Origin of the sequence: Pseudoalteromonas rhizosphaerae, from assembly GCF_028885455.1 — a bacterium.
GTDB lineage: Bacteria > Pseudomonadota > Gammaproteobacteria > Enterobacterales > Alteromonadaceae > Pseudoalteromonas > Pseudoalteromonas rhizosphaerae.
Genome location: NZ_CP118496.1, coordinates 1,929,278 through 1,941,753, shown reverse-complemented (window position 1 = coordinate 1,941,753; position 12,476 = coordinate 1,929,278). Strand labels below are relative to the sequence as shown.

At 40.1% G+C, this 12,476-nt stretch carries 11 protein-coding genes; 7 read left to right on the top strand and 4 right to left on the bottom strand.

Annotation, left to right across the window (positions count from 1 at the left end; genetic code table 11):
* Positions 1–82: 82 nt before the first annotated feature.
* Entirely contained in the window at positions 83–2,728 is a 2,646-nt protein-coding gene (gene ppc, locus PVK79_RS08310) for a phosphoenolpyruvate carboxylase (RefSeq protein WP_182777431.1), read from the bottom strand.
* 220 nt (positions 2,729–2,948) lie between these two features.
* Between ppc and PVK79_RS08305 the strand changes: the two genes are divergently transcribed.
* Genes PVK79_RS08305 through PVK79_RS08295 form a run of 3 tightly spaced genes read left to right on the top strand, consistent with a single transcriptional unit; the run spans position 2,949 to position 4,672 of the window.
* A complete protein-coding gene (locus PVK79_RS08305; RefSeq protein WP_182730785.1) occupies positions 2,949–3,314 on the top strand; it encodes a thiol-disulfide oxidoreductase DCC family protein in 366 nt (121 codons plus the stop codon).
* Complete coding sequence (locus tag PVK79_RS08300) at positions 3,314–4,048, top strand: SDR family NAD(P)-dependent oxidoreductase (RefSeq protein WP_257326915.1); 735 nt, start codon at positions 3,314–3,316, stop codon at positions 4,046–4,048. Before PVK79_RS08305 ends, PVK79_RS08300 begins: the two co-directional genes overlap by 1 nt.
* A 9-nt stretch (positions 4,049–4,057) precedes the next feature.
* A complete protein-coding gene (locus PVK79_RS08295) occupies positions 4,058–4,672 on the top strand; it encodes a flavin reductase family protein (protein WP_145234432.1) in 615 nt (204 codons plus the stop codon).
* Between the two features lie 186 nt (positions 4,673–4,858).
* Here the strand turns inward: PVK79_RS08295 and PVK79_RS08290 are convergent, their stop codons facing one another.
* A complete protein-coding gene (locus tag PVK79_RS08290; protein WP_257326913.1) occupies positions 4,859–5,668 on the bottom strand; it encodes a fascin domain-containing protein in 810 nt (269 codons plus the stop codon).
* Between the two features lie 437 nt (positions 5,669–6,105).
* On the opposite strand from PVK79_RS08290, the gene PVK79_RS08285 reads away from it, so the two are divergent.
* The gene (locus tag PVK79_RS08285) at positions 6,106–7,080 is read left to right on the top strand and encodes a transposase (RefSeq protein ID WP_182759415.1); all 975 of its coding nucleotides are present in this window, start codon (positions 6,106–6,108) and stop codon (positions 7,078–7,080) included.
* Between the two features lie 249 nt (positions 7,081–7,329).
* Here the strand turns inward: PVK79_RS08285 and PVK79_RS08280 are convergent, their stop codons facing one another.
* A complete protein-coding gene (locus PVK79_RS08280; RefSeq protein WP_182730788.1) occupies positions 7,330–8,415 on the bottom strand; it encodes a M24 family metallopeptidase in 1,086 nt (361 codons plus the stop codon).
* 665 nt (positions 8,416–9,080) lie between these two features.
* On the opposite strand from PVK79_RS08280, the gene PVK79_RS08275 reads away from it, so the two are divergent.
* Entirely contained in the window at positions 9,081–9,932 is an 852-nt protein-coding gene (locus tag PVK79_RS08275; RefSeq protein ID WP_257326912.1) for a GNAT family N-acetyltransferase, read from the top strand.
* A 231-nt stretch (positions 9,933–10,163) separates the two neighbouring features.
* Positions 10,164–10,436 (top strand): GNAT family N-acetyltransferase, encoded by a 273-nt coding sequence (locus PVK79_RS08270; RefSeq protein WP_257326911.1) that lies wholly within the window; start codon positions 10,164–10,166, stop codon positions 10,434–10,436.
* Between the two features lie 39 nt (positions 10,437–10,475).
* Here PVK79_RS08270 and PVK79_RS08265 read toward each other — a convergent pair whose 3' ends face one another.
* Positions 10,476–10,667, bottom strand: coding sequence for a hypothetical protein (locus PVK79_RS08265; RefSeq protein WP_257326910.1), 192 nt, complete (start codon positions 10,665–10,667; stop codon positions 10,476–10,478).
* Between the two features lie 482 nt (positions 10,668–11,149).
* On the opposite strand from PVK79_RS08265, the gene PVK79_RS08260 reads away from it, so the two are divergent.
* Entirely contained in the window at positions 11,150–12,370 is a 1,221-nt protein-coding gene (locus tag PVK79_RS08260; protein ID WP_182759413.1) for a M24 family metallopeptidase, read from the top strand.
* Positions 12,371–12,476: the final 106 nt, after the last annotated feature.

The following is a 12,476-nucleotide window of genomic DNA, read 5'->3' as shown; positions in this document are numbered from 1 at the left end:
CACTGTTAGTGCTCAATTAACTAATTAATGGACCTCTCGCTGCTAAACACAGCAAAGAAGTCCACACTTAATTATTGGATAATCAACCGGTATTACGCATACCTGCGGCAATCCCAGTCATAGTGATCATTAACGCGTTATCAATGTCACCAGAGCTGCCTTCTGCCGCTTCGCGCGAACGTTTTAACAACTCAACTTGAAGCACATTCAATGGATCCGTATACGGGTTACGCAAACCAATAGACTCTTTTATCCAAGGTTGATCTGCAAGCAAACTTTGCTGTGGGCTTAACGATTGTACCAGTGAAATAGCCTGCTTGAGCTCTTTACGCAGTTTTTCACCAAGTGGTTTGTATTGCTCTTCAACTAAAGCGTCGTCGTAATGCGCACTTAACCAACAGTCCGCTTTACTGAATACCATTTCAAGCATTTCTAGACGGGCTCTGAAAAACGGCCAACGCTGACTCATTTCATTAAGGGTATCTATGCCATGTTTTTCAAGTGCAGCTTGTAAACCTGTTAGTGCCCCAAGCCATGCTGGTAGCATTAAGCGATTTTGACTCCAAGCAAAAATCCACGGAATAGCTCGCAGGCTTTCAACACCACCATTGGGATTACGCTTTGCTGGACGCGAACCAAGCGGTAATTTTGATAGTTCCTGCTCTGGTGTTGCCATTCTAAAGTACGGCACAAAGTCTTCATCAAAACGCACTACATTACGGTAATGCTCACATGACTTTTCACTGATCAACGCCATTACATCACGCCATTCATCTTTTGGCTCTGGTGGTGGTAACAAATTACTTTCAAGCACAGCACCGGCATAGATGTTTAGACTTTCCAGCGCCACGTTAGGTAGGCCAAACTTAAAGCGGATCATCTCCCCTTGTTCGGTAACACGCAGGCCACCTTTGAGTGAACCTGGTGGCTGTGAACGTAAGGCTTGTGCAGCAGGTGCGCCACCACGACCAACAGTACCACCACGGCCATGGAATAATACCAGCTCAATACCACGTTGCTCTGCCAATTGTACAAGCTTATCCATTGCCTCGTATTGCGCCCATCCGGCAGCCATCATGCCAGCATCTTTGGCTGAATCTGAGTAACCTATCATAACATTCTGTATGCCCTCAGCTTGGCCTCGATACCAGTTATTATCAAGCAATTGAGTAATAACATCGCTGCCTGCATTTAAGTCATCTAAGGTTTCAAATAATGGTGCAACAGGCAGTTTAAAACTACAACCACTTTCTTTTAATAGCAGTTGTACTGCTAATACATCAGAGGCTGTGCGTGCCATTGAAATAATATATAAACCAAACGTCGACGCATCTTGCTTGGCGATTACATCAAAGGTGTCGAGGACTTCTTTTACATCAGCGCTTGGTTGCCAATGTTTAGGAATAAGCGGGCGACGAGAGTTAAGCTCGGCTAATAAAAATGCCTGCTTATCTTCTTCTTGCCATTGGTCGTAATCACCTAAACCTAAATAACGAGTGAGCTCTGAAAATACCTGACTGTGGCGTGATGAGTCTTGGCGCACATCAAGTTTAGCTAAACGAATACCAAAGCTATTAATACGACGTAACACATCTAATAATAAGCCATTGGCTACCACCGCAATGTTACTCTTAAGCAACGAACGGTAGCATGCCTCAAGCGGCTGCTTTAACTGCTCAATGTCAGTAACGATGTCTTGTGCATCGGTGCGCTTATTCATAATTTTAGCGCCAAGATGAGCAACGGTTTCACTCACTTGCGCTTTGAGTACTTTTAATACCGCACGATACGGTTCAAAATCTTGTCCAGCGAGCTCGACTAGCTCATCACTGGCTTGTGACATAGAAAGCTCAGTGCTTAAAGTGTCGATATCGCGACTGTATAAATCAAGTGCCATCCAGCGCCCATGATCCAGCACTTGCTGCGTCACTAATGCTGTTACAAATGGATTGCCATCGCGATCGCCCCCCATCCATGAGGTAAATTCAACGGGGCTGTAATCGTTTGGTAACTCTAAATCAAGGTGCTCTTTTACTTCTTTATTAAAGTCTCGTAAAAAACGCGGAACGGCGTGCCAAAGACTATTTTCGATAACTGCAAAACCCCATTTCGCTTCATCAATTGGGGTTGGACGTGAACGACGGATGTCGTCAGTATGCCATGCTTGGCTGATCAACTGTGCGATACGGTTTAATATATTTTCACGCTCATAAGGCAGGTTATCGGTGCGCTCAAGAGCCGCTAAGCAATCACTTAATTCAACGTGTTTGTTAATAATTGTACGACGAGTTACTTCAGTTGGGTGTGCAGTTAAAACTAAATTAATATGCAGTTTGGCTAAGCTTTCTGCGATTTCATTGGGATTTATTTTACCCTGTTGTGCGTGGCTAGCTAATGCTTTTAAAGTTTGTGTTAACGGACTTAACTGACAAAAACCCACGTCATTAAAACGGGAAATAGTATGAAACTGCTCTGCAACATTGGCTAAATTCAAAAAGTGATTAAAAGCACGTGCTACTGGCAGTAACTCTTCATCGGTTAAAGCATGCAGAACATTAATTAAGGTATGGCGGTCTTGCTCGTTTCCTGTGCGGGATGACTTAGCTAAAGCTCGAATTTCTTCTACTTTATCTAAAATCGCTTGTCCTTGGGCGTCTTTGATTGTTTGGCCTAATAATTGCCCCAATAAATTAACGTTCCCACGCAAGGCGGCATATTGTTCACTCATTCCTGATACTCCATTGTTGATGTTTATACCATAAAGGTACTAATAATAAGCCGTGTTCAATTTTTAAGTGTGGAGTGTAAAATGCGGTAAAAAATCGACACTTTGCTTACCTTTATATTTGTAAGACTCTATTAATATCATCCAAATGGATAATTTAACAGATCCAAGGCTTATTCTATTTCGTAACAAGACATAATGAATCGATGAATTTTGAGTAACTATGATTATTTTTTACGATGGTAATTGCCCGCTTTGTGTTAAAGAAATGGATTCACTTAAGCGTGCTGACACACACAACAAAATAATACTCGAAGATATAAATAAAGATGATTTTGAGCAGCGCTTTATAAACATAAAACGCCACGATGCCATGGCGTTTTTGCATGGCCAGCGTGATAACGGTGAAATGATTTACGGATTAGATGTCACATTTGAAGCATGGCAAACGGTTGGCCGTCATTCATGGCTAAAGCTGCTACAATTACCCATAATACGCTTTATTGCCGATTTAGGTTATCGCCTGTTTGCTAAGTACCGCAGACAGATCACACGCATTTTCTGCCAATCAAGTTGTGGGATAAAATAATGACTAACGCTTATATTATTTTCGGTGCAAGTAGTGAAATTGCAAATGCGTATCTAAAAGAAATTGCCAAACACGATCCACAGGCTATGGTTTTTTGTGTAAGTCGCAGCTCTATTGACACATCCGCTGTCGGTATTGCTGTTGAGCAGTTTGTTTGTGACTATTCCAAAGCACGCTTAAGTGAATTAACAAACTTACTTAAAGAGCGCGCAATATACCCAACTCAGGTAGTTATTTTTAACGGCCAGCTACATTATGCGCAATCTATGCCTGAAAAAAAACTCGACGATATCGATGAGCATTATTTCAATACCTTACTCAACACCAATACATTGACTCCTATTTTGTGCCTGCAAGCAATCGCGCCGCTACTTAGCCACAAAATACCTTGTACCATAACGGCCTTAAGTGCGCGAGTAGGTAGTATTACAGACAATAACTTAGGCGGCTGGTACAGCTACCGCGCCTCAAAAGCAGCACTTAATATGTTATTCAAAACAGCAGCTATTGAACTGCAACGACGCGCAAAACAAACACGTTTAATTCTTTTTCATCCGGGCACAACAGATACTAATTTATCTAAGCCGTTTCAAAAAAATGTACCCGCAGGTAAGCTCTTTACACCTGAGTTTGTAGCATCACAACTTTATACTCTTTTACAACAACCTGAACAGCTCACTGAGGTAGGTCAACCCGCCTACATTGATTGGCAAGGTGAGCACATACACTGGTAAGGATAAACCATGCACTTTACAACAGACGCCATTAGTCAGTTAGATAAACACTACCGTACGCATTTAATAAACTCACTATCTGGTTTTAAAAGTGCCAACTTAATTGGTACTCAAGATAGTGCAGGCAACACCAACTTAGCAATTGTAAGTTCGGTTATTCACCTTGGCGCGCATCCACCGCTTGTAGGTATGATTATGCGCCCACATAGTGTACCTCGTCATACTTTCGAGAATATTTTAGCAACCGGTGTTTACACTATTAACCAAGTGAATAGCGAGATTGTGGAACAAGCTCACCAGACTTCTGCCCGTTACGATAAAAATGAATCTGAATTTGATGCTACAGGCCTTACAACCGAGTATCTGGCTAATTTTTCGGCTCCGTTTGTTGCTCAAAGCCGTTTAAAGTATGCAGTTAAATTTGTTGAGCATCAACACCTTGCCGTAAATGGCACTGAGTTAGTAATCGGTGAGATTATAGACTTACATGTTGAAGACTCAGCAATTTTAGAGGATGGTTTTATCGATTTAGAGTCAATCAACACCGTCACCATTAGCGGCTTAGATAGTTATCACAAAACACACGCTATAACGCGTCTACCCTATGCTAAAAAACCTCGTTAAATAGAGCAGCTGAGCTTTGAAAATGATTGTTAAGAGTGTCATATATACTTTGAATAATTAAATATCATACTTTGATACGGTTGTTAACACTGCGCTATGGAGTAAACCTCAGCAGCAAGTGCAACGTATTATATTGAAAGTCGCAACTACCTTACAATAGACTGTTTTGGTAATTGCGACCCACACTTAAAATATTATTTTAAACATTTCTAATGAGCAAGGATACATTGCATTACAACCTATAACTGTAGGCAGAACATTGGTTCCAAAACCACCATTATTGACCGCTTGTACGTAATAACCATTAATCGATTTAAGCGCGATGTTGTCACCATTTTGAATTAATGCACCAGGGTTATTTGGTAATTCTATCGTGAACGTTTCCCATATTGATGCCGCAGTTCGGTTTGCATTAAGTGCAGCCCCACCACCTTGCTCTGCCACAAAATAGTATCCTGATGTTGTTTGGATATGTATTTCATCACCACTTAGCAAATCACCGCCATTAATATCTATTAAATTAAATTGCTCCCATGGACCAATTGCAAGACGATTTGCATTCACTGTATCCCCCCCATTATTCTCAGCCACAACGTAATATTGGCCACCTGTTTCTAGGGAGATATTGTTTAATATAGTGGGGTTACATGGTAGCGTGGTAAAAGTGAGATCTTCACCTTGCAGTGTTGTTCTGGGCGGTTTTGGATCACCATGAAACCGAAAATGATACTGCGTTCCACAATCTAAATTAGCTACTTGCGCACTCACAGGGCCATTAACTCCTGCGGGTGTGACTAAAACACTAAAGCCATAGTTTGTGGTTTCACCATAATCAATTATTTCACCACTTAAGCCAATAGTAGATGCCGAATAACCATTTAACTGCGCCGATGTTGTCGTAATATTGCTTGCAGGTTGTGTTGTGTACTGCGTACCAGCATGCGCAATCGATGCCGTACCAAGTAAAACCACAAATAAAAGTTTTGAAGTAATCATTGTCGAGTTCCTGTGACGTTTACGCTGCTAGGATTAACAGCCCTATAAGCGTAAACGTCGACATGAAATAAAACATTACACCTTATTACAAGTCGCATAATGATAAAAAACTTACATGACACCCACTTAAATCTAAATTCAATACATAAACTTACATGACACCCATTTAAATCTAAATTCAGCAACTGATTCCAATTCAATCCCATTATAAAGTTGCAGTCCTATATAAAGTAAAAACTTATATGACACCCACTTAAATTTAAATTCAGCAACTTATTCCAATTCAAACCCATCATAAAGTTACAATCCTATATAAACTTACATGACACCCATTTAAATCTAAATTCAACAACTGATTCCAATTCAAACCCATCATAAAGTTGCAGTCCTATATAAAGTGACTAGTATTTTTATAGAAACACAACATTGGAGGTTTTATGGCAATCGCTCGAAAAAGACAAATTAGCCTAAGTGATACTCGCTACTATCACTGTATATCTCGTTGCGTAAGAAAAGCTTATTTATGTGGCATAGACAAGCATACGGGCCAATCGTATGAGCACCGCAGAGAATGGGTTGAAGATAAAATTATAATGCTCGCTTCAATATTTTGTATTGATGTATGCGCCTATGCTGTGATGAGTAATCATACACATATCATCCTTCATGTAGATAATAATAAAGCTAACCGCCTAAATGATAAAGCCATTGCTTTACGCTGGCACAAAGCATTTAAAGGTACTTTATTAACTCAACGCTTTGTGAAAAATGAGGTGCTCTCTACTGTCGAACTGCAATTAGTAAAGTCTAGCATTGGAGAATATCGTTCAAGGCTAATGGACATTAGCTGGTTTATGCGATCACTTAATGAGTACATTGCTCGCAAAGCTAATAAAGAAGATAATTGTAAAGGTAGATTTTGGGAGGGACGCTTTAAATCTCAAGCTTTACTTGATGAGTCAGCACTAGTGGCTTGTATGGCCTATGTCGATCTAAACCCAATCCGTGCTGGAACCGCTTCATCACCTGAAAACTCAAATTATACAAGTATTAAAAAACGTATTGCAGCAGCACAAAATGCCAAACAACCTAGGTCCTTATTTCGCTTTGCAGGTTTAACGACAAAACACACTGTAAATGGTTTGCCTTTTGAACTGAACTCTTACCTAAACCTTGTTGATAAAACAGGGCGCTGCATAAGAACAGATAAAACAGGTTATATAGATCATTCTTTGCCACCGCTACTAGAGCAACTAAACATATGCCCTGAAAACTGGCTAAAAATCACCAGTAAGTTTACTAAAGTCTTTCATGGTGCTGTTGGTAAACCAGATGCAATTGACCGGTATTGTAAACACCAACACTTTAAACGACGAAGTAACCTCAAAAATTGCGAAAAACTATTAGCGTAATACCATATAAAACAACTCTTTACTTTTTATCAGCTCAAGGCTGAAGCTTGTGCTGCCAGTTATTTGCTATACTCGCCCCAAAATGAACATTTACTATTCTGAGAAGAGTTTTTTAATATCATTAGACACATAAAAACTCATGTAACTGTATTGAACTTGGGTGTCATTTTAATTTTTAAAAGTAGTGGATGTCTTTTAACTTATCTTTTAAATTAAAACTAACCTACGTTGTATCTACAATTTACAATATCACAGCTCCAATTCGAATGGTTTGGGAGCATGAGTTAATATTTCATAGCCTGTTGGTGTAATTAAAATATCTTCTTCAAGGCGCACACCACCAAAATCAGGAATATAAATACCAGGCTCGATGGTGATCACATTGCCAACTTCTAATTGATGTTTACAGTTTATATTTATAAAAGGCTGTTCATGTAAAAATAATCCGAGCCCATGACCAAGCCCTTGTCCTGCATATTTACCAAAGCCTGAGGCGTCTAACATTTGTTGCGATACGTTTTGTAAATCAACACAATTAACACCGGGACTAAGTAAATCAATTGCCGCTTGTTGCGCAGTTACAACAGTATTGTATATTTGGGTTTGTTTTGTAGATGCTTTCCCTAACACATAACTGCGAGTCATGTCTGAGCGGTAACCGTTAACAACCGCACCAAAATCCAAAGTAATAAAATCCCCCTCTTTGAGCTGGCGGTCACTTGGGCTGCCATGTGGTAAAGAGGTACGTTCAGCAAACATTAAAATGGTCGCAAATGACATCCCCTCAGAGCCTAATTTTTGCATTCTAAACTCAAGCTCTAGCGCTAAATCTCGCTCACTTACACCAGCTTTAAAAAACGGTAATGTTTGTGCCAATGCATCATCAGCAATGGCGGCGGCAGCTTTGATTTGCGTTACTTCCCATTCAGTTTTGACCATGCGCTGACGTTCAACTAGTCCTTGAATTGGTAATAATGTATGACCACTCAAATCATTCGCTACTTGCTGCCAAAGCGCCACATTAATAAATGCAGCATCAAAACCTAAACGGCTGTTAGCTGGTAAAAACCGATTAATACAATCGCCTAAACTTTCGTTATCACGGTCACGGCTGATCACTTCAAAACCATGGCACTCTGCTTGTGCTCGCTCAAAGTAGCGATAATCGGTAATTAGTACACAGCTTGTTTGCGTCACTATTGCATACGCGGCATTACCACTAAAACCACTTAAATAGCGAATATTCTCATGACCTAATAGTAAAATGGCGGTTAAATTTTCGCTTGTTAATTGTTGTTTTAAAGTCTGTTGGCGCTGAAAAAGCTGACTGTTCATCGAAATATAAATCCTAGTTTTAAGGGATCGCTTGGCTCAATTAGACAATATATGTTTAGCAATTACAAATACACTTACGCAAACTACTTCGGTGAAAAGCTAATGCAGCGCAAGCACTTACAGATGTACCCGTTGAGCGCTCCTATCCTCAACAAAAATATAAATATCTAACACCTTTACTTAGTTGTCGGAATCAATAAATAACATTTGAGTCATGATTATTTTTTTGTATACAGTATATCCTTGCGTTTTTTGGCGCAATAGCGTTGATAAAAATACCGATCCGCTCCTACTCAGTTTCAAGGCTGGTTCACTTTTTAACAAGAATATGACTTATTATTGCAAAGCAGCTTACTAAATATTTTATGCTCATGATTGCCGCCAATTAGTAAAGCATCAGCCATTAAACTTTATGCATCACTACCATCGGTTTCACCTTAATCCAACAGATATCGGCTGAAAATAGCACCCATAAGTTACAAATAGCTTTGATTTCTTGAAACTAATAAATAGTAACAAATGTGTAACGAGAAATAGACTAAAAAAGAGTTAATTATTTAGGACTTTATTGATACAAAATAGTTGTTCTATTTATAATCATCATTTTAAGTTTATAGCTGCTAGATTAAAAAACTAAGTCGATAGAATAACTAATAGGGGTTAACATGCAAGATCAAGCCTTCACTATCAAAGTAATGACAGAAAAAGAAGTGGGCATTGCCATTGACTGGGCAGCGAAAGAAGGCTGGAATCCAGGCCTGCACGACGCTCATAATTATTATAAAGCTGACCCCAATGGTTTTTTAATCGGCTACCTTGGTGATGAAGCGATCGCTACAATTTCGGTTGTAAAATACGATAGCAGTTTTGCATTTTTAGGCTTTTATATTGTTAAACCTGAATATCGTGGCAAAGGTTACGGCATGCAGATTTGGCAAGCCGGTCTTGCCTACCTTAAACACTGCAATATTGGTCTTGATGGGGTGATTGAACAGCAGGATAACTATAAAAAATCAGGATTTAAACTGGCTTACCGTAATATTAGATTCGAAGGTTCTGGTGGTGGTTATGCTCCTGAGAATTTAGAAACTATAGAACTGGCAACCTTGCCCTTTGCAGATATAAAAGAATATGACAAAACATTATTTCCCGCGGATAGATCTGGCTTTACTCAAAACTGGATAAATCAACCTAACAGTAAAGCATTAGGTATTTTAGAAAATGGTCGGTTAGCTGGGTATGGCGTGATCAGAGCTTGTCGCGAAGGCTTTAAAATAGCTCCACTATACGCAAATACAGCTAAATTAGCAGAGTCTCTTTTTATAGCATTAAAAACATCAACACGTTATGACGAAACGATATACCTTGATATACCCGAAGTTAATCAAGCCGCACTAGCTTTAGCAGAACACCATAACATGAAGCCATCATTTGAAACTGCAAGAATGTACACCAAAGAAAAGCCACATTTACCTCTGGACAAAGTATTCGGTGTAACATCTTTTGAAATAGGCTAAATACTATTTAGCTATGAGTTTATCGCGCAGTGCATTGGTTTAGCCGCCAGCTAATAAAATATACATACGAACATAACATTCTAAATTTTTACTATATATTAAACAACTAACGGGTTTTTGGGCCCTTGCGCGGCTGTAGAGTTTGCCATAAAAGCGGCTATTTAAACCGTCAGTCGCGAGGTGGGTGTCATCTAAACCTTTTTAGAAAATGGTCGGTTAGCTGGGTATGGCGTGATCAGAGCTTGTCGCGAAGGCTTTAAAATAGCTCCACTATACGCAAATACAGCTAAATTAGCAGAGTCTCTTTTTATAGCATTAAAAACATCAACACGTTATGACGAAACGATATACCTTGATATACCCGAAGTTAATCAAGCCGCACTAGCTTTAGCAGAACACTATAACATGAAGCCATCATTTGAAACTGCAAGAATGTACACCAAAGAAAAGCCACATTTACCTCTGGACAAAGTATTCGGTGTAACATCTTTTGAAATAGGCTAAATACTATTTAGCTATGAGTTTATCGCGCAGTGCATTGGTTTAGCCGCCAGCTAATAAAATATACATACGAACATAACATTCTAAATTTTTACTATATATTAAACAACTAACGGGTTTTTGGGCCCTTGCGCGGCTGTAGAGTTTGCCATAAAAGCGGCTATTTAAACCGTCAGTCGCGAGGTGGGTGTCATCTAAACCTGCCTCATCTAAACCGGTCTTATCTGAACCCATGGCAAATTCTAGCCCTGTTAAATAAGTTCAGCATAAATTAAACCTTAGTCGGTTAGACTTTTAATTGAGTGGCTTAGCAGTTCGGTTTTTAGTGATGCGCGCAGGTCGAACATTTCATCAATCTGCGAAACAGACAGTTACGTGGCAGTTACGCCTTTATGAGCTTCAAAAATAACCAATCCTTGAGCTTCACGCACTCGAATGCGAGTACAAAATTGCCTATTATCAAACGGCTTAGTTTTAGGTCATATTCATCGTTATTTGCCGCGAAACCAAACATAAAATCTGTATTTTTATTTTAATACAATAATTTAGAGTAAACAAAAAACTCCGTGAGAGTAGAGCTAATAGCCCAAAGAGTTAAAACCATCCACCACAGATTAATTTACAATCCAATTGTATGAGCCGCTTTTCAACGCAACTCGCTTGCAGTACAGCAGTGGCGCAAGCACAATAGCCAAATACAAATAAAGGAGAGCACCATGACAATATTTGGTATTGGTACCCAAACTAAAGAGCAGGCATTAGCCAGCCTAAGTGATATGACAGGCGATTTGACGGCTATTCAAGCTGATGAACACTTAGCACGTATCGCTAATGCACAAACCTATATGCAAGCGAATGGCATTGATGCGATTTATCTAAACGCAGGCACTAACCTTGCCTATTTTACAGGCATGCGTTGGTATGCAAGCGAGCGACTGGTAGGTGCTATCTTACCTGCCAAGGGCGACTTACAATACATTGCCCCGTATTTTGAAATTGGCTCACTTAATGGTTTTAAAGTAATTGATGGACCAATTCGTGGCTGGCAAGAGCACGAAAATCCCTATGCATTATTTGTAAATATAATCACCGAAATGGGCATTGCAGCCAATGGTACTGTGGGAATTGACGAAAGCGCACAATTCTTTATTTTTGACGGTATAAATAAAGCGCAAACTGGCTTAAACCTAGTCAATGCACAACCTGTGACCGCTCATTGTCGAATGCATAAATCAGCCAACGAGCTGGCACTGATGCAAAGCGCTATGGATATGACGTTAGCGGTTCACCAAGCAACTGCAAGTATGTTACACGAAGGAATCAGCACCACTGAAGTTGAAGCGTTTATCAAGCAAGCACACCAAAAAGTAGGTGCTCCAGGTAACTATTTTTGCATCGTATTATTTGGCGTTGCAACCTCGTTCCCACATGGCGTGAAAGACCCGCAAATTCTTAAAAAAGGCGATATGGTACTGATTGATACTGGCTGTAAAGTACATGATTATTTATCAGATATTACCCGCACCTATGTGTTTGGTGAGGCCACAGAGCGCCAACGCCAGTTTTGGGATTACGAAAAAGCCGCGCAAATCGCCGCCTTCAACGCCGCTAAAATCGGTGCACCTTGTGAGGCCGTTGATGCTGCAGCACGCAGTTATTTGGCCGCACAAGATTTAGGTCCTGAATATCAAACCCCTGGTTGTCCGCATCGCACCGGTCACGGTATTGGTTTAGACATTCATGAATGGCCTTATTTAGTTGGTGGTAACAAAACCCCGCTCGCAGCAGGCATGTGTTTTAGTAACGAACCTATGCTAGTTGTACCCGATGAATTTGGCGTTCGCTTAGAGGATCATTTTTACATGACCGACAACGGCCCTAAGTGGTTTACCGAGCCAGCTCACAGTATTGACGACCCATTTGGCTTAGCAGGTTAATTTAACTAAAGCTGCACGGTAAGCCCCCTGCCATGTAGCTTTATAAAAACTAACAATAGCCCCCCTTGAATTTACTCCCCCTCGCCTGCATATCCCTGTTACATTT